General features: G+C 40.8%; 12 protein-coding genes and 2 pseudogenes. 12 read left to right on the top strand and 2 right to left on the bottom strand.

The window, feature by feature from the left end; translation table 11 throughout:
• Positions 1-30: 30 nt before the first annotated feature.
• The gene (locus AB1E37_RS08050; RefSeq protein WP_002912435.1) at positions 31-1,614 is read right to left on the bottom strand and encodes a TerC family protein; all 1,584 of its coding nucleotides are present in this window, start codon (positions 1,612-1,614) and stop codon (positions 31-33) included.
• A gap of 758 nt (positions 1,615-2,372) precedes the next feature.
• On the opposite strand from AB1E37_RS08050, the pseudogene galF reads away from it, so the two are divergent.
• Together galF and AB1E37_RS08060 are read left to right on the top strand one after the other, a co-directional pair.
• Positions 2,373-3,346: pseudogene (gene galF / locus AB1E37_RS08055) on the top strand (GalU regulator GalF).
• 315 nt (positions 3,347-3,661) lie between these two features.
• Complete coding sequence (locus tag AB1E37_RS08060; protein ID WP_004184823.1) at positions 3,662-4,291, top strand: phosphatase PAP2 family protein; 630 nt, start codon at positions 3,662-3,664, stop codon at positions 4,289-4,291.
• A gap of 546 nt (positions 4,292-4,837) precedes the next feature.
• On the opposite strand, the pseudogene AB1E37_RS08065 reads toward AB1E37_RS08060, so the two are convergent.
• A pseudogene (locus AB1E37_RS08065) lies at positions 4,838-4,912 on the bottom strand (hypothetical protein); the annotation flags it as partial.
• 340 nt (positions 4,913-5,252) lie between these two features.
• Between AB1E37_RS08065 and AB1E37_RS08070 the strand changes: the two are divergent.
• The 10 genes from AB1E37_RS08070 to AB1E37_RS08115 all read left to right on the top strand — a co-directional run bounded on the left by AB1E37_RS08070 (position 5,253) and on the right by AB1E37_RS08115 (position 18,541).
• Entirely contained in the window at positions 5,253-6,686 is a 1,434-nt protein-coding gene (locus tag AB1E37_RS08070) for a capsule assembly Wzi family protein (RefSeq protein ID WP_004899441.1), read from the top strand.
• 145 nt (positions 6,687-6,831) lie between these two features.
• On the top strand, positions 6,832-7,968 hold the full coding sequence (locus AB1E37_RS08075) for a polysaccharide export protein (protein WP_004180522.1): 1,137 nt from the start codon (positions 6,832-6,834) through the stop codon (positions 7,966-7,968).
• Between the two features lies 1 nt (position 7,969).
• Positions 7,970-8,404 (top strand): protein-tyrosine-phosphatase, encoded by a 435-nt coding sequence (locus AB1E37_RS08080; RefSeq protein ID WP_004213675.1) that lies wholly within the window; start codon positions 7,970-7,972, stop codon positions 8,402-8,404.
• 18 nt (positions 8,405-8,422) lie between these two features.
• Complete coding sequence (locus tag AB1E37_RS08085; protein WP_023302671.1) at positions 8,423-10,591, top strand: polysaccharide biosynthesis tyrosine autokinase; 2,169 nt, start codon at positions 8,423-8,425, stop codon at positions 10,589-10,591.
• 59 nt (positions 10,592-10,650) lie between these two features.
• Positions 10,651-11,727 (top strand): glycosyltransferase, encoded by a 1,077-nt coding sequence (locus tag AB1E37_RS08090; protein ID WP_004180517.1) that lies wholly within the window; start codon positions 10,651-10,653, stop codon positions 11,725-11,727.
• 29 nt (positions 11,728-11,756) lie between these two features.
• Positions 11,757-12,878 carry a glycosyltransferase family 4 protein gene (locus AB1E37_RS08095; protein WP_004180515.1) on the top strand — a complete coding sequence of 374 codons (1,122 nt, stop codon included), beginning with the start codon at positions 11,757-11,759 and terminating at the stop codon, positions 12,876-12,878.
• 5 nt (positions 12,879-12,883) lie between these two features.
• On the top strand, positions 12,884-14,050 hold the full coding sequence (locus tag AB1E37_RS08100; RefSeq protein ID WP_004180514.1) for a glycosyltransferase: 1,167 nt from the start codon (positions 12,884-12,886) through the stop codon (positions 14,048-14,050).
• A 1-nt stretch (position 14,051) separates the two neighbouring features.
• A complete protein-coding gene (locus AB1E37_RS08105; RefSeq protein ID WP_004214000.1) occupies positions 14,052-15,296 on the top strand; it encodes an O-antigen ligase family protein in 1,245 nt (414 codons plus the stop codon).
• A 17-nt stretch (positions 15,297-15,313) separates the two neighbouring features.
• Positions 15,314-16,771 carry an MOP flippase family protein gene (locus AB1E37_RS08110; RefSeq protein ID WP_029884358.1) on the top strand — a complete coding sequence of 486 codons (1,458 nt, stop codon included), beginning with the start codon at positions 15,314-15,316 and terminating at the stop codon, positions 16,769-16,771.
• Between the two features lie 30 nt (positions 16,772-16,801).
• On the top strand, positions 16,802-18,541 hold the full coding sequence (locus AB1E37_RS08115; protein WP_004899426.1) for a hypothetical protein: 1,740 nt from the start codon (positions 16,802-16,804) through the stop codon (positions 18,539-18,541).
• Positions 18,542-18,631: the final 90 nt, after the last annotated feature.

Consider the following 18,631-nt stretch of genomic DNA (forward strand, 5'->3'; position numbering starts at 1 on the left):
ATACCCCGAGCCGTTATTTATGCCTGAGAATTACACCTCATAATCCAGCTCATCCTGCTTTGCCGGCGGGACGATCTGCACCTTCTGCACCCGATGGCTGTCGACCTGCAGCGTGCGCAAGGTATAACCGTCAATCTCAATGGTCTCCCCCACCTGCGGCACATGCTGCAAATACTCCATCAACAGACCGGCAACGGTGTGATACTCACGTTTATCATCCAGCGGCAGCGGAACGTACTGCACCAGGTCCTCCAGCGGCATATGGCCGTTGACCGTCCATGAACCGTCCTGATGATGCTGAATATCGTGCCGGGCATCGATCTCCTCCACCTCATTGGGCAGATTGCCGGCGATGGTCTCCATCACGTCGCTGAGGGTCACAATCCCCTCGACGGAACCAAACTCATCGACCACAAAGGCAAAATGGGTGCGGGCCTGGCGGAACTGCTCGAGCGCCGAGAGGAGCGGCAGCCCCTCCGGGAAGACCAGCGGCTGGCGCACCAGCGCCTGCAGATCCAGCGGCTCCTGACGCAGGGACTGCTGGAGCAGGTCAATAACATGCACCACACCCAGCAGATCTTCATTATCCTTCCCGCCGGTCACCACCAGCCGGGTATGCTGATTTTTCTCCACCAGGCTGCGGATCTCTTCCTCCGGCGCGCTAAGGTTGATGCGCTCGATATCATGGCGCGACGTCATAATACTGCTGACGCTGCGCTGATTAAGGTTCAGCACCCGCTCAATCATCAGTCGTTCCTGCGGATTAAACAGTGGATGTTGATCCTGATCGGCGACCAGCGATGCCGTGTCAGCATCCAGTTCAGCTTTTTCTTTCTGCCCGCTCAGCAAATTCATCACCGCTTCGGTAGTGCGCTGACGCAGCGTCATATTGGCGGAGAGGAAGCGACGGCGGTTAAACTGCGCCAGCTGGTTAAGCGCTTCAATCATGACCGAGAAGCCAATAGCCGCATATAGATAGCCTTTCGGAATGATAAAGCTGAAGCCTTCAGCAATCAGGCTGAAGCCGATCATCAGCAGGAAGCTCAGACAGAGGATCACGATGGTCGGGTGGCTGTTAACGAAGCGCGTCAGCGCCTTGCTGGCCATCAGCATCAGGCTGATGGCGATAACCACCGCGGCCATCATCACCGCCAGGTGATCAACCATGCCGACGGCGGTGATCACCGAGTCAAGCGAGAAGATGGCGTCGAGCACTACGATCTGCGCCACGACGGCCCAGAATTTCGCCCCTTTGCGCTGGGTGGGGTTATCGCTGTCTTTCCCCTCCAGCCGCTCATTAAGCTCGACGGTCGCTTTAAACAGCAGAAACAGGCCGCCAAACAGCATAATTAAATCGCGGGCGCTAAAGCTGAAGTCGTGAAAAACAATCAGCGGTTTGGTCAGGGTGACCAGCCAGGAGATAGAGGCCAGCAGCAGGAGACGCATGACCATCGCCAGCATCAGGCCAGTGATCCGCGCGCGGTCGCGCTGGGCGGGAGGGAGTTTCTCGGCGAGGATAGCGATAAAGACCAGGTTATCGATACCTAACACCAGTTCGATAACCACCAGCGTGACGAGACCTGCCCAGATTGACGGATCGGCAATCCATTCCATATGTATTAAAACCTGTACGACTGCGGTATGTGTTACCACGATCATGGATAAGATGAGTCTAAAATGCAATAACGACGCGGATATCGCCCTGCCGTGGATGGATATATTTCCAGCGGATTAAGCGAACCGATAAGAATTATGTTCCGGAAAAGAACAGTGAAAAAATAACACCATGGCGGCGACCATGGAATAAACTTGCCGATATCAGAACTTTTTCCGCTGTGTTTCAGCGAGGTCGGCAAAAGGGCTCGCTCCCAAGGTTCGTCACGGCGAGCGCGGATGCGCAGAGCAAAGCGAAGCGCGAAGCCCGCTCACAAAACCGGCATAATTCATATTATGAAGTGAGTGCAGAATAGGGCGGATCGCAGTTCACCGCCGCGGATTCAGGCTAATATGTCGTCATATCCGGCTGTTTATGCTGAAATATATTGCCTGGCGAAATTTATTATCTCTATCTATTCTTTCCGGGCATACGCGCGGCGCGGCGGGGCCGGCGGCCAACAGACCCCGATAGACGGGCCTCTCAGCCACATCGCGCGGCGCAAAGGAACGAGCCGCTGAATAACCTGAACGAAAATAAGATTATTCTCACTTCTGACTGTTGGTAAAAGGGAGTTGTGTGTATTCTTTTACGTGACAGTGAATTTAAGAATTTGGCGGGCAGATGCCCGGGCAGTATCCGTGTATTATCAGTTCCAATGGATTTGTGACATGTACAATTTTGCAAAACCGCGTGTTTTGCAACCAAACAGGTGAAGATGAATATGGCGAATTTGAAAGCGGTTATTCCGGTCGCAGGACTAGGCATGCATATGCTGCCGGCCACAAAGGCAATTCCAAAGGAGATGCTGCCGATCGTTGATAAGCCAATGATTCAGTACATCGTTGACGAAATCGTCGCCGCCGGGATCAAAGAGATTGTTCTGGTGACGCACTCCTCGAAGAACGCGGTGGAAAACCACTTCGATACCTCCTACGAGCTGGAAGCCCTGCTGGAACAGCGCGTGAAGCGCCAGCTGCTGGCGGAAGTGCAGGCCATTTGCCCGCCGGGCGTGACCATCATGAACGTGCGTCAGGCGCAGCCGCTGGGCCTGGGCCACTCCATCCTCTGCGCCCGCCCGGTAGTCGGCGACAACCCGTTTGTGGTGGTCCTGCCGGATATCATCCTTGACGGCGGCACCGCTGACCCGCTGCGCTATAACCTCGCCGCTATGATCGCCCGCTTTAACGAGACCGGCCGCAGCCAGGTGCTGGCGAAACGCATGCCGGGCGATCTCTCCGAATACTCCGTCATCCAGACCAAAGAGCCGATGGTGGCTGAAGGCCAGGTGGCGCGTATCGTCGAGTTTATTGAAAAACCGGACGAGCCGCAGACCCTGGACTCCGATCTGATGGCGGTGGGGCGCTACGTGCTGTCGGCGGATATCTGGGCCGAACTGGAACGTACCGAGCCGGGCGCATGGGGCCGTATCCAGCTGACCGACGCCATTGCCGAACTGGCGAAGAAGCAGTCCGTCGACGCGATGCTGATGACCGGCGAAAGCTACGACTGCGGGAAGAAAATGGGCTACATGCAGGCCTTCGTCACCTACGGGATGCGTAACCTGAAAGAAGGCACCAAATTCCGCGAAAGTATTAAAAAAATGCTGGCCTGACAGCTGGCGTAAAGATGAGCGGCAGGGCAGAGCCTTTCGGCACGCCGCTCATAACGTTATGCAGAAATTATTCATAACGTGAATGTTATAACGATTGTAAAGAAACGTATGGCTTCGGAGACTTCTGGTAGTTTGTCTCGGGCCTCTGTGGTGCAATGGTCGGAGTAGCGGCAATAATGCTTTATGAATAGTCACTTAGTGCGACAATTCCTAAAGCGCAGGGAAAGCGGTCAACGACAGCCAAAAATAAAACTTGACTGCGATCATGTTTCCGCTTTAAACATCTCACTTGCATGCATAAAAATGTGAAATGAATTGGCATGCGAGCTGGTACAGACATTACGGATAATCCCTGAGTACGGCAGTGGACATCATCGAAGGATCACAGGTATATGAACTGGCAACTCATCTCATTTTTTGGCGATAGCACCGTTTTGCTGCCCAGCGCAGCGGCGCTGTTTATTGTCCTGATGCTGCGTAAAACGTCGCGTTTGCTGGCGTGGCAGTGGAGTTTGCTGTTCGGCATCACCGGCGCTATCGTCTGCGCCTCTAAACTGGCCTTTATGGGCTGGGGGCTGGGCATTCGTGAGCTGGATTACACCGGCTTCAGCGGCCATTCCGCGCTCTCCGCGGCCTTCTGGCCTATCTTCCTGTGGCTGCTCAGCGCCCGTTTCTCCGTCGGTCTGCGTAAAGCGGCCGTTATTACCGGCTATGTTCTGGCCGCCGTGGTGGGCTATTCGCGGCTGGTCATCCATGCGCATTCCGTCTCGGAAGTGATTGCCGGCCTGCTGCTGGGCGCTGCTGGCAGCGCTTTGTTCCTGGTGTTGCAAAAACGTACCCCTGATCCGGAAAGCGTGAATATCTCATGGGGCGGTGTTGCATGCCTGGTGATGGTTCCGCTTATCCTTTTACATAGCGGCAGCAAAGCGCCGACTCAGTCCCTGCTGGGACAAATCGCCACCGCGGTGGGGCCGCTGGATAAACCCTTTACGCGTACCGATCTCCACAAGCAGGCCTGGTAATCGCCATTTGTTTTACAGGGGAAATTAAGTTTTCGCCGGTTAATTAGACAAATAAGAAAATATTCTACTATATATCCGGTAATTGATAATTCATATTTATGAAATAATGAAGTGCTACTACATTGTTATTGCATATTTGTCTGGATATAGCTTTGATCAGACGTTTCTTAAATGCGCTGAGACGTTACCTGATGCACATTCAATGAATATCCAGACACTGGAAACTATTAGAAATTGTAGTTGACTATAACGCCATCATCTGATTTTTGCATGATGATGAGCTAAGTAAAAAGATGTTTTTTTACAGTAAGTTAGCTGCGTGTGTGATGTTGTAGCAGTACCGGGAAGATTTCTAACCCTGGAAATCAGTGAATAATCTTAATTGGTGACCCGCTTATTTTTTGTCAGTAGAACGACAGGCGGCATTAATTGGCAGATGTTCGGTAACAACACTCCCAATTGTGACCGAAATCCCGTAAACTTAACGCCGCCAAAAATAATGGCCTGACCAATTATTCATCCGCGGGTCGATAAAAATTAAGTCGTTCAGGTAGTCAGTGCGCTGGTAGCTGTTAAGCCAGGGGCGGTAGCGTCGCTGAAGCCGCTATCTGTAGAGCACACGGGACGATTGTGAAACGGCTGCTTTATCGCCTGACCTGAGGTAAGCATCCCTATTAGATGCGTATCATAATCACTAGGTATCCTTCGAAGTTGGTCAGGATAGGCTGCTGATATTGCCTGTGCAAAAACTTTCCCTACTCTTCCATAGCCTGGACGATAAAATTCGCCTACATTGTGAGCTGGGCAGATGTTATGAGGGGTACAAGCAGCTTAGGGTAAATGTACTTGCCTCGTCGGTGTTGCACAGTGAAGTCGACTGGTGCCGCGAGCGCTTACTATCTTGGTATTCCCCTCATTCTCATTGAGAGACGACAGCGGGGCTGAAAATGGATCTTGTACAATGATAAAAATTGCGCGCATTGCTATGACGCTGGGTTTGCTTACCTCCCTGGGAGCCCAGGCTTACGCGGCCGGGTTAGTGGTAAATGACAACGACTTGCGTAACGACCTGGCCTGGCTTTCCGATCGCGGGGTCATCCATCTGAGCCTGTCGACCTGGCCGCTGAGCCAGGAAGAGATCGCCCGAGCACTGAAAAAGGCCAAGCCTTCCTATTCTTCAGAGCAAGTGGTGCTGGCCCGTATCAACCAGCGACTGTCTGCCTTAAAAGCCGATTTCCGGTTCACCGGCTACACTTCAACCGACCAGCCGGGCACTCCGCAGGGGTTTGGTCAGACACAGCCGGCGGATAACTCGTTAGGCCTGGCGTTCAACAACAGCGGCGAGTGGTGGGATGTCCACCTTCAGGGCAACGTCGAAGGGGGAGAGCGGATCAGCAACGGGTCGCGCTTCAACGCCAACGGCGCCTACGGCGCGGTGAAGTTCTGGAACCAGTGGCTCTCTTTTGGTCAGGTTCCGCAGTGGTGGGGACCTGGGTATGAAGGTAGCTTGATCCGCGGGGATGCGATGCGGCCGATGACCGGCTTTCTGATGCAGCGGGCAGAGCAGGCGGCACCGGAAACCTGGTGGCTGCGCTGGGTGGGTCCATGGCAGTACCAAATCTCCGCTAGTCAGATGAATCAATATACCGCGGTGCCCCATGCCAAAATTATTGGCGGACGCTTCACCTTTACGCCGTTTCAGTCATTAGAATTAGGTGCATCACGTATTATGCAGTGGGGCGGGGAAGGTCGACCGCAATCATTCAGCAGTTTCTGGGATGGCTTCACTGGCCATGATAATACCGGGACAGATAACGAACCGGGTAACCAGCTGGCAGGGTTTGACTTTAAGTTCAAACTTGAACCAACTCTTGGCTGGCCAGTGAGTTTCTATGGGCAGATGGTTGGTGAGGATGAGTCTGGTTACCTACCATCGGCGAATATGTTCCTTGGCGGGATTGAAGGGCACCACGGCTGGGGTAAGGATGCGGTTAACTGGTATGTGGAAGCGCATGATACACGTACCAATATGAGCCGGACCAATTACAGCTATACCCACCACATCTACAAAGATGGTTATTACCAACAAGGGTATCCACTGGGCGATGCGATGGGAGGGGATGGTCAGTTGTTCGCAGGCAAGGTAGAACTGATTACTGAGAATAATCAGCGTTGGAGCACGCGCCTTGCATATGCCAAGGTGAATCCAAAAGATCAATCAATTAACAAGGCATTCCCTCATTCGGACACGTTGAAAGGTGTACAACTGGGCTGGAGCGGTGACGTTTATCAGTCGGTTCGTCTGAATACCTCTTTGTGGTACACCAACGCTAACAACAGCGACAGCGATGACGTTGGGGCAAGCGCAGGGATAGAAATACCATTTAGTTTATAAGGCTGAATGCTGAAAATAAGGGGAGAGCGGTGATAGCGCTGCAGGATGCAGTCAGCTTTTCTCTCTCCGCAGGCTGGTAAGGAAGCAACGGCTATGACAGCTGCTCAGGAATTGGCAAATTTTGATTTACTGATGATGTGACATTATGAAGAAAAAAATTGTTAGATTTTCGGCATTAGCATTGGCGATTGGGTTTTTATCGGGTTGTACCATTGTCCCTGGACAGGGATTAAACAGTCTACGTAAGAACGTGGTGGAGCTTCCAGACAGTGATTACGATTTGGATAAACTGGTCAATGTGTACCCGATGACGCCGGGGCTTATCGATCAGCTTCGACCGGAAACCATACTCGCTCGTCCAAACCCGCAGCTGGATAATTTACTACGAAGTTATGAATATCGCATTGGGGTTGGCGATGTATTAATGGTAACCGTTTGGGATCACCCGGAGCTGACAACACCTGCAGGTCAGTACCGTAGCGCCAGTGACACCGGTAACTGGGTGAATTCTGATGGAACCATTTTCTATCCCTATATAGGTAAGGTGCAGGTGGCGGGCAAGACGCTTAGCCAGGTACGTCAGGATATAGCCAGTCGTTTGACGACTTATATTGAAAGTCCCCAGGTTGATGTAAGTGTTGCAGCATTCCGTTCGCAAAAAGCCTATGTAACTGGTGAAGTTGCAAAATCCGGGCAGCAACCGATAACTAATATTCCATTAACCGTAATGGACGCTATCAATGCTGCAGGTGGTCTTGCACCAGATGCTGACTGGCGAAATGTTGTGTTAACGCATAATGGTAAAGATACTAAAGTTTCTTTGTACGCTTTGATGCAGAAAGGGGACTTGACACAAAATCATTTACTTTATCCTGGGGATATTCTTTTTGTCCCACGCAATGATGATTTAAAAGTATTTGTCATGGGGGAAGTGGGTAAACAAAGTACGCTAAAAATGGACCGCAGTGGTATGACAATTGCTGAAGCACTAGGCAATGCTGAAGGTATGTCGCAAGCGTTCAGTGATGCAACTGGAGTATTTGTTATTCGCCAGTTGAAAGGTGACAAGCAAGGTAAAATAGCTAACATTTATCAGCTTAATGCACAAGATGCTTCGGCAATGGTTCTGGGAACAGAATTTCAATTGCAACCATATGATATTGTATATGTCACAACAGCTCCTTTAGTACGTTGGAATCGTGTAATTTCTCAGCTTGTCCCGACTATTACCGGCGTTCATGACATGACGGAAACTGCGAAATTTATTAAGGATTGGCCATAATATGTTTAGTACAATATTAATTGTTTGCACAGGGAATATATGCCGTTCGCCAATTGGTGAGCGGTATTTACAACAATTACTTCCTTCCAAAAACATTTCGTCTGCGGGTACACAAGCTTTGGTTGATCATGAAGCTGACCAATCAGCTGTTGAAGTCGCAAGGAAAAATGGGATTTCATTGGCAGGTCATTTAGGAAGACAATTTACATCAAAATTAAGTAAAGAATATGAATTAATTCTTGTAATGGAAAAAAATCATATTGAGCAGATAAGCAACATTGCACCCGAAGCACGAGGTAAGACAATGTTGTTTGGCCATTGGTTAGAACAAAGAGATATTCCTGATCCTTATAGGAAAAGTGAAGAGGCCTTTGCATCAGTGTTCAAACTTATTGAGCAATCTGCTCTGTTATGGGCTGAGAAATTAAAAGCTTAGAAATTCAGGAAATAATGCATGACTTCAATATCCAAAAAGAAGCAACCAGAAACAGTAGATGATTTAGACTTTGGTCGAATGGTTGGTGAATTAATCGATCATAGAAAAATAATCATTGCTCTCACTTCATTTGCAACATTAATTGCTTTATTATATGCTTTTTTTGCGACGCCTATATATAAAGCTGATGCTTTAATACAGGTCGAACAAAAACAAGCGAATGCAATACTTAGCAATTTAAGTCAGATGCTTCCCGATAGTCAGCCACAATCGGCCCCTGAGATTGCATTGATCCAATCAAGAATGATTCTAGGTAAAACAGTTGATGATTTAAATCTCCAGGCTGTAGTAAGTCCAAAGTATTTTCCTATTTTTGGGCGTGGATGGGCAAGGTTAAGTGGAGAGCACCAGGGAAATATACAATTATCACGGTTATATGTTTCTTCTTCTATAGGAGATGAAGAAAACCCCCCGGAATTCACGCTTAAAGTGAAAGATAGTAATAGATATGTTATAGAGTTTGGAGGGGAGGAAATAAATGGAAAAGTTGGGGAGTTAATTGAAAAAGATGGAATAACACTAAAAATTGATGAAATTAATGCTAAGCCTGGTGCTGAATTTACTATTAAGTACGTGTCAAAACTTAAGGCTATCGCAGATTTACAAGAAAACTTATCAGTAGCTGATCAAGGTAAAGATACTGGAATATTGATATTATCATATCTAGGCGATGATCCACTCAAAATAAAAAATATAGTCGATAGTATTAGTGAGAACTACTTGGCTCAGAATATATCTCGGCAAGCAGCACAAGATGAGAAAAGCTTAGAGTTTCTTAATAAACAGTTGCCAATGGTCCGGAGCGATTTGGATTCAGCTGAGGATAAGTTAAATGATTTCAGAAAGCGGAATGATTCCGTCGATTTGTCGTTAGAGGCTAAATCTGTATTAGATCAAATTGTTAATGTCGACAATCAATTAAATGAATTAACTTTCAGAGAATCAGAAATTTCGCAGCTTTACACTAAAGAGCATCCAACATATAAAGCCTTAATGGAAAAAAGGAAAACATTACAGGATGAAAGAGGGAAATTAAATAAGCGTGTTGCAACAATGCCTGAGACTCAGCAAGAAATTTTACGTTTGAGTCGTGATGTTGAGTCAGGTAGAGCTGTATATATGCAATTATTAAATCGACAGCAAGAATTGAATATTGCTAAATCTAGTGCGATAGGCAATGTAAGAATAATTGATAGCGCTGTAACCCAGCATAAACCAGTTAAACCCAAAAAAATAATTGTTGTCCTAGCCGGTTTGTTTATTGGCCTTGTAATTTCAGTAAGCCTTGTTTTAGTCCGGATTCTATTACGTAAAGGAATTGAAACTCCAGAACAACTGGAGGAGTTGGGAATAAATGTTTATGCTAGTATTCCTGTTTCTGAAAGCAACCCCAAAAATGTAATAGCAAAACGACTAAATAAACGAGATGACAGTAGACCTAAGGTTTTACTTGCTACAGAAAATCCTGCGGATCTTGCTATTGAGGCAATAAGAGGTTTAAGGACAAGTCTGCACTTTGCAATGCTTGAAGCAAGAAATAATCTCTTAATGATTTCCGGTGCAAGTCCTAATGCTGGTAAAACATTTGTGAGTTCTAACTTATCTTCAGTAATATCTCAAACAGGTAAAAAGGTTATTTTTATCGATGCTGATTTAAGGAAAGGTTATACTCACAAATTATTTAATATAAAAAACACGAATGGACTTTCTGATTATTTATCAGGAAGAGTTGCACTTGATAAAATCATAAATAACTTACAGACAGAGGGCTTTGATTATATATCTCGAGGTTCGGTTCCACCAAATCCAGCTGAGTTACTCATGCATAATCGATTGGCGGAATTACTTGAGTGGGCGAATAAATCTTATGATATTGTCATATTAGATACACCTCCAATCCTGGCTGTGGCTGACGCTGCTATTATCGGAAACTATGTGGGTACTACTTTGTTGGTGGCCAGATTTGAAGAAAACACACCGAAAGAAATTGATATAAGTGTTAAGAGATTCCAAAATAGTGGCGTAAATATTAAAGGATGTATTTTGAATGGTGTGGTAAAAAAAGCAAGTAATAAATACGGGTATGGATATAATTATTACGATTATTCATATTCAGATAAAAAATAGGTTACTCAAGAAGGGGACGAAGAATCCCCTTTTTTAAAATATATAATAAAAGGATAATAATGAACGTCATCCATATCGCGGAAACCGTTAAAGGTGGTGTTGCAACAGTTATAAATAATCTAACGGAAAACAATGAAATTGATAGTCATGTGATATGCCCTGAGAGTCAATCAAAAGAAATATATTGCGCACAAAAAACTTTATTCTCACGAACAGGTAGAAATATATCATCTTTATCATCTTTATTCTTAGTAATCATTAAAACATTAAAATATAATAAATTTGATGTTATTCATTTACATAGTTCATTTGCCGGTTTTATTGTAAGGGCGTTATTTGCATTTAAATTAATAAATAAAAAGAAATATAAAGTTATATATACGCCGCATTGTTTTTCATTTATCATGGACACAAAAAAATGGAAGAAAAAAGCATATATATATATTGAGCGAATTCTAGCAAAACAGACAGATTGTATTATTGCAAATAGTTACTATGAGTATAAATGTGCTGTAGATGCAGGAATAAGTAAAAATAAAATAAAGGTTGTATATAATGCAGTTTCGCTAGATGGACAAGAAAAATTAGAACGTATAAAGAAATGCAATGAAAACGAGGTCCAGAAGGAGAAAATAAATATACTGTTTGTGGGACGTTTTGATAAACAAAAGGGGTATGATTATTTACTCAATGTAATCAAGGTTGCCGACGTTTCTAAATATACATTTAATATCATTGGCGATTCTGTACATGATGTTTTCGAAAAAATAGAAAAAGAAAATGTGGTATATTATGGCTGGGTTGACAATAAAGAATTGCCAGCATATTTTTGCGAGAATGATGTCTTGCTTATGCCTAGTCGATGGGAATCGTTTGGATTAGTTGCGGTAGAGGCGCAATTATATGGAGTGCCAGTAATAGCAAATAATGTGGCTTCTTTACCAGAAGTTATTTCAGATGGCTTAACAGGTATGCTTGTTAACTTCGAAGACGCTAATAAAGTTGTTGAGATAATGGATTCACATACTATCCATTTTTGGAATGAAAAAAAAGAAGCATGCCGTGAATTCGCATCTAATAAATTCAGGAAAAGCGATATGGTAAATAGCTATGTGCAAATATATAAGAGCTATTAAATATAATCAATAAACGACATGGGTATTTCATGAATATTATTTTAGTAAACACGTTATATTATCCATATAAAATAGGTGGTGCCGAGGTTTCGGTTCAGATATTGGCCGAGTCATTAATTGAGAAGGGGCATTCGGTAACAGTCGTTAGTATTCATGAGCATAATGAGCGTAAAGATACAGAACATAACGGTGTAAAAATAATATATTTGCCATACTCAAACATATATTGGGGATTGAGTTTAACTAAAAGAAATCCGTTAAGTAAAATTTTATGGCATCTAATTGATCTATATAATTTTAAAATTGCCAAAGAATTCGAAAATATTATTATGGATGTAAAGCCTGATATTGTACATACTAATAATCTTAGTGGAATATCATGTGCTGTATGGCAAAAAGCTAAAAAATACAAGTGTAGAGTTATTCATACTTCTAGAGATTATTATCTGATCCATCCAAATTGCAAACTTTATAAAAATGGTTCAGAAATGTCAGTTAAATCGATTGCGGTATCATTATGGTCGCTTTCAAAAAAAATATTGGGTAAAAATGTCGATGTTTATGTAGGCATTAGCAACTATATAAAAGATAAACACATTGAAGCCGGTTTTTTTAAAAGTACAGAAAAATACACTATATATAATTCAGTGAAATCTAATGTTATTCTTGATCTTACCGCCGCTAATGATAAACGTTTAGGCTTTATCGGGCGGTTGACTTACGAAAAAGGCTTTGACCAATTTTGTAAGTTGGCACAGTTAAATAAAACAAAAAAGTTTATTGCTGCAGGAGAGTTTGACAAAAATAGCGCTTCTTTGAAGCAGTTAGCACTTGACTCAAATGTTGAATTATTAGGCTATTGTCCTGTCGATGATTTTATGCAAAAAGTCGATATAATAGTATTACCTATAAAATGGCAAGAGCCTTTCGGTCGTGTAGTTGTAGAAGCGATTTTCGCGGGGAAAGTAGTTCTAACTAATCGAGTCGGTGGTATAACTGAATTATCTAGAATTTTGCCAAACATTTATTTTTTAGAAGATATTCAAGATATAGATAGCATACCATTTCCTGTTGAGATAGATGATTCTGAAAAGAAAATATTTAACGTTGATTATGTTACTGAACAATATTTGAAAATTTATAAAGGTTAAAGCAAGTGGCTAAAATTATCGTTGTTTCAACTGATTGCCCATATCCTGCCAACCATGGTGGTCGATTAGATATATTAATGAGATTGGAGTTATTATCCTCAACAGGACATGATGTTGATTTGATCGTTACATATAAGGAGGAAATAGACGAAGCCAGTAAACAATATTTGGAGCGAATTTGTAAAAATGTTTACTATGCTCAACGGCTTGGAATGATAAGAAGTGCTTTTAATGATATGTTGAAATTCCTTCCGTTGCAAGTAAAATCCCGTTCTAGGTTGAGAGAAATAAAATTAAATAAAAAATATGATTATGTTTTGTGTGAATCTGAGTATGTCTACAGTATTCTTAAAAATAGCACCTTAGACGCAAAGAATAAGCTACTTAGAGTTCATAATGATGAGGTTGTATATTATAAGGCACTGTTTAATGATGAAAAATCTATCTTTAAAAAAATTTATTATTTTTATGAAATGTTAGCTTTTAAATATAATAAAAAAGATATCAATTCATCTTTCGATAAACTTTTGTTTATATCTAAAGATGAATGTGATAAAGAGTCCAAAGGGATATGGCTACCAAGTCATATCCCTGTAATGCATCCTTTTAAATATGATAAATTCGACTTGCACAATTGCAATGTGCTTTTTGTGGGCAATTTATTCATGCCAAATAATTTGCAAGGACTTATCTGGTATCTTAACAAAGTTCATCCAATGGTAATAAAGGAAAATCCTGATATAAAATTAACTATAGCAGGTAATGCTAAGAATGGGATTTCTGAAGAATTGAAAAAAGCTATAAGTATATATGATGGTAATGCTATAAATTTAATTACTAGTCCTAGTGATGAAGAACTCCAAGCGATCTACGATGGAAACTGCATTTTTATTAATCCAATGCTTAATGGTGCTGGAGTGAAATTAAAAAATCTAGATGCGATGAGAAACACTATGTTTGTCGTTAGTACAAGCATTGGAAGTGAGGGCACTGGAACTAATCATGGAGAACAGTTAGTAATAGCCAATGACGAAGTGCTATTTGCAAAGCACATAATTAATTATTCTAAAAATATATCAGGTATGAAAGAAATAGCATTTAATGCCTTTTCATTTATACAGGAAAATTATGATTCGAAGAAAGTTTTCTCGAGTATTTTCAAAGAGAACTGACATGCATAATATAATTAGATTGCTTTTTAGAAATCCGTTTTTTTTCTTGTTTTGTCTTTTTATACCTTTTGATAATACTAGCCTGCAAAGTATCGGGGGGATTATGACAGCCTCTCCTTCGGCTTTAATTCTGTTGCCAGGCCTATTTGTTTCTATCTTGTCAAAAGGACTAAAGGTCAATAAAAACATATTGCTCTGTTTCTTTGGTGTTTTATTGATTTCATTTTTGTACTATTTCTACTGGGTTTTTTATTTTCCAGAGTTAGACCCGATATTCATACTTGACAGAGGGAGTAGATATTTTTTATTATATGTTTTTTATTTTTTGGCGCTTTACTATTCATTGCGACAAAATATCAAAGATATTCGAGCTGGCGCCGCCTTAATTATTATTGTTGTTATTTTTTCTGTTTTGCTCAATTATTTAGATCCTGCCATAATAAATAACAAAAGTATTATACAATATAACGATTTTATTAGCCCTGAGAGGTTGAGAGGATTCTCTCTTGAAGCTAGTGTATTTGGCTACCAGATTGTATGTAGTATCCTTCTATTAGCCGTACTGTTAAACTGGAGTACTTTTTTCCTTGTCACTGTAACGATCGTTATCGCTATATTGACAACCTCTAAAGGAGCTGCTCTTTCATTTTTGATATGTATTTGCTTTTATTTTTCCCTTAAAGGAAAGTTAATGTTTAGGGTTTTGCTGTCGCTATGCTCAATAGTAATATCTTATATTATATTCAAATATTATTTCCTAGATGCACTTGCAAGTGATATAGACACATATTCATCCGTGGCAACAAGGGGAACGATGTTCATAGTCGGACTGAAGATTTTTTTATTTAATCCGTTAGGAGTTGGATTCTTCGGTTATTTGCCATCTATTTACGATTTTACTTCAGGGGTAATAGACTTCATTAAAAGCCATTTTCCTTTTTTGAATTTTGATGAGGTATATACATATACAATTCCAGGAGAATATAAAACTGTTGGGACCAAGTCGCTAATATTAGATTTATTGATTATTTATGGGGTCTTTTTCTTAATTCCATTTATATATTTCATTAAGAAAATACTCAAAGAATTTGATGCGCAATCCGAAAGAAATTCTTATTTTCTATTGCTCTTTATAATTTTTTCAAATATGTTTTTTATTTCTCATTTAGGTAGTTACTTTACTCCGTTTTGCATTGCATTTTTGATAATTTTATCAAAAAATCGGGCCGAAAATGACATCAACTAAAGTTAAGGTATTACTAGATGAGTTTAAAATTAAAAACGATAAAAAGCACGAAATGGTCAGCGTTATCATCTTTTACAATTATTGTGCTTGGTTTTTTACAAATGGTAATACTATCTCGTATTCTGGAGCCATTTGAATTCGGTGTTTTGTCAATAATGACAGTTGTCTTTTTATTCACTGATATGCTTGCGGACTGTGGTCTCTCCAACGCCATTATTCAGAAAAAAAATATAACGTTAGATGAGTTATCAGCTTTATATTGGGTTAATATATTTTTGGGGATATTTTTATTTGTTGTGACGATCATTTTGTCATATGAGATTTCTTCATGGATGAGGCTGGATAGATTAAGCTTTCTTATACAATTAACTGCTCTTGTTTTTATTATCATGCCTCATGGCCAGCAATACCGAGCGTTAATGCAAAAAGAACTTGAATTTGATATTCTGTCTAAAATTGAAAGTTTTTCTTATCTTACTGGGTTTTGTTTGACAGTCATCATTGGAATAATAACTAAAAATGCCTCATGTGCTGTTTTTGGATATTTACTTACAGTTTCGATGAGAACTGTAATATTAAGTTTTGTTGGTCGGAAATATTATCATCCGACTTGGAAGAGAAGTAAATTACGAGAGATTAAAAAACAACTTTTATTCTCATTTTACCTTACGCTTGATAGTATATTAAATTATATCAACTCCTCAATAACAACACCGATAGTCGCTAGAGTTCTTGGTGCTATTTATGTTGGGGGGTATAATTTATCATTTAACGTTGCAGTCAATCCACCATCTAAAATTAGTCCTATAATCACCAGGGTTTTATTTCCAGCATTATCAAAAATACAAGACGATAAAGAAAGGCTGAGAATTAATTTCTTTAAACTCCTACACGTGATTAGTTATATAAATTTCCCTGCATTGCTTGGTTTATGCATTATTGCAAAAGATTTTGTATATCTGGTGTTTGGTGAGAAATGGCTTTTTATAGTTCCTACGCTCCAACTTCTTTGTATTGCCGGAGCAATGCGTATGGTAGCAAACCCTATTGGTTCATTGCTTATGGCAAAAGCTAAAATGGAGTTAAGTGTTAGATTTAATTTTGTAAAAATAATCATATTTATTCCTGTTCTGTATTTTTCTACTATCTGGAATGGAATGGTTGGTGCGGCCATTGGTTTTTTGATTTGCCAGGCAATTAATGCATTATTAAGTTATTTCTTTTTACTTAAGCCAGTGCTAGGGAATTGTATTGTTGACTATATAAATAGTTTTTTTATTCCGTTCGTTCATACACTCCCTATGATTTTATTATTGTTGGTATGTGATAATTATATTGATAAAATCTCATTAACATTTTTTATCCTGAAAATAGTAATAGGTGGGGGCGTTTATATCTTAACTATTTTTATTAGCCCTAATAAGTTACTTGCTGAGATGAAAGGCTTATTTCGTCAATTGCTCTTAAAGAGATAAATATCCTGCCAAATCATTCAGGGGGGTGTAATGAAATTACTCATGTCAAAAAGATATTTTTTAAAAAAATTAATTCCAAGTCTAACTCTATTCCCTGTCCTTACCAGCTATGCAAGCTCGAATAAGGATGTCATCGAGTCCCCTCAGAGTAAGAGATATACTATTGAAAGTATTAAACAATACATATCTTTATTTATTGGTGAGTGTGTTTTTATTAGTGGCCAAGAAGCTACTCAGGATGACTCTTTCTTTTATTCGGGATATTTTGTAAGTATACCTGTTATTGCAGATGAACTAATTGACAATGTAATTTATATTCGTGGTAAAAATTGCACATGGAAGAGAAAGATTGATGATTTTATTGATGTCAGCTGGTTTGGTGCTATTGGTGATGGTATTAATGATGATTCAAATGCTATATCGCGGGCTAATATTGCGGCACACAACGAATGCTTACCTCTTAAATTCATTCCAGGGCACATCTATCAGGTTAAAAAAACATATGAAATAGATGTATCGAAAACATCATGGTTTTCGTCGGATCTGTCAACATTAAAATGGTTTAATGATTTTAACGCAGATTTTGCAATAAGATTATTCTCGAGCCAGAAAGATTATTCTAAACGATTTCAAAATGTCAAAGTCGCTATCAAGAGTATTGCAATAATTGGCGCTGGAATTAAAAATTTACTGGATAGTTGTGCAATAAAAATTGGTGGGGATGAAAGAAATAGTTCGCTCTTCACGATTGATTCAGTATCGATTCAGGGGTGGCGTACTACACTAGCTTTTGATAATAATTCATGGCGCATAAAATTTTGTGATTGCCATTTTTTATGGGGAAATATTATTGCTCCTCCCGGCAATAAGAATTCTGGAGAGTGCATGGTATTTGATAATTGTATGTTTGCTGATAATCGGAGTTATACTGAATTACATTATGGTGATTGGTTCTTTTCAAAATGTTCATTTGATAATCATGAGGTTAAATTGTTTGGTGATGCAAATGTCTTTATAAACCAATCGCACATGGAAAACCCAGGGCGAAAAACGACAGATTTTACAATTGTTAGTATTAACTCAATAAATAGCTTTGCTTCAGTTATTGACAGTTTTATTTTTATAAGTCCGACACCTAAAATAATAAATACGCCATTGTTTTATGTGATAAGTGACAATGAAAATGGTTTATATGTGCGTAATTTACGATTCCAGGCAACTGAAAACTACAATCCATCAAAAGGCACGGAAAATGCTCTAGTACTAGTAGGCGGTGATGGGAAGTCTTATCTCGAAAACGTTAGAGTCTCATTAAATAATAAGTCATATTTAGCCTTAAACAAAAATGATTCTTCTGTGTTGATGAACTCAAGATTTAAGGATGGATTGAGATATTGGGATTTCAATGATGGTGTTTCACTCCAGGCGCGTATTTCTTCCAATGATTCTGAAACCATTGTATTTTCAAAAAACGGCGCTAGTTTATCACAAAGTGTATTGGTGAAATCGACAGGTATACTGTCGGGAGGAATGATGTTGAAGATTGTTAGTGGTGACTTAAAACTAACTCTTGAGTGTTATGATTCTCTCGATAATAATATTACTACGCGAGAATGGAATTGTTCTGCCTCTGACTATAGTGATTGGTCATGGGTACGGTTTGGTGAAAAATTACCGGATAATATTAGGAAAATTAAATTCTATTGTAAAAGTTTTGGGCAAAGTGTTGATGTCAAACTTAGTACTATATTAATGGATATCATTTCTTAAACTTAAGAACATAAGAGCTACAATATGATTTTCAATAAAGTTATTGAACGCATTAGTATACTAAAAAATAGATGCCGATCTTCTGAATGT

Origin of the sequence: Klebsiella sp. Shm-1, assembly GCF_040804525.1 — a bacterium.
Lineage (GTDB): Bacteria > Pseudomonadota > Gammaproteobacteria > Enterobacterales > Enterobacteriaceae > Klebsiella > Klebsiella pneumoniae.

What these genes read in the sequence shown, in the direction of transcription:
- AB1E37_RS08050 (WP_002912435.1), bottom strand. Translation starts at nt 1,614, where the DNA reads ATGGAATGGATTGCCGATCCGTCAATCTGGGCAGGTCTCGTCACGCTG.
- AB1E37_RS08060 (WP_004184823.1), top strand. Translation starts at nt 3,662, where the DNA reads ATGAACTGGCAACTCATCTCATTTTTTGGCGATAGCACCGTTTTGCTG.
- AB1E37_RS08070 (WP_004899441.1), top strand. Translation starts at nt 5,253, where the DNA reads ATGATAAAAATTGCGCGCATTGCTATGACGCTGGGTTTGCTTACCTCC.
- AB1E37_RS08075 (WP_004180522.1), top strand. Translation starts at nt 6,832, where the DNA reads ATGAAGAAAAAAATTGTTAGATTTTCGGCATTAGCATTGGCGATTGGG.
- AB1E37_RS08080 (WP_004213675.1), top strand. Translation starts at nt 7,970, where the DNA reads ATGTTTAGTACAATATTAATTGTTTGCACAGGGAATATATGCCGTTCG.
- AB1E37_RS08085 (WP_023302671.1), top strand. Translation starts at nt 8,423, where the DNA reads ATGACTTCAATATCCAAAAAGAAGCAACCAGAAACAGTAGATGATTTA.
- AB1E37_RS08090 (WP_004180517.1), top strand. Translation starts at nt 10,651, where the DNA reads ATGAACGTCATCCATATCGCGGAAACCGTTAAAGGTGGTGTTGCAACA.
- AB1E37_RS08095 (WP_004180515.1), top strand. Translation starts at nt 11,757, where the DNA reads ATGAATATTATTTTAGTAAACACGTTATATTATCCATATAAAATAGGT.
- AB1E37_RS08105 (WP_004214000.1), top strand. Translation starts at nt 14,052, where the DNA reads ATGCATAATATAATTAGATTGCTTTTTAGAAATCCGTTTTTTTTCTTG.
- AB1E37_RS08110 (WP_029884358.1), top strand. Translation starts at nt 15,314, where the DNA reads ATGAGTTTAAAATTAAAAACGATAAAAAGCACGAAATGGTCAGCGTTA.
- AB1E37_RS08115 (WP_004899426.1), top strand. Translation starts at nt 16,802, where the DNA reads ATGAAATTACTCATGTCAAAAAGATATTTTTTAAAAAAATTAATTCCA.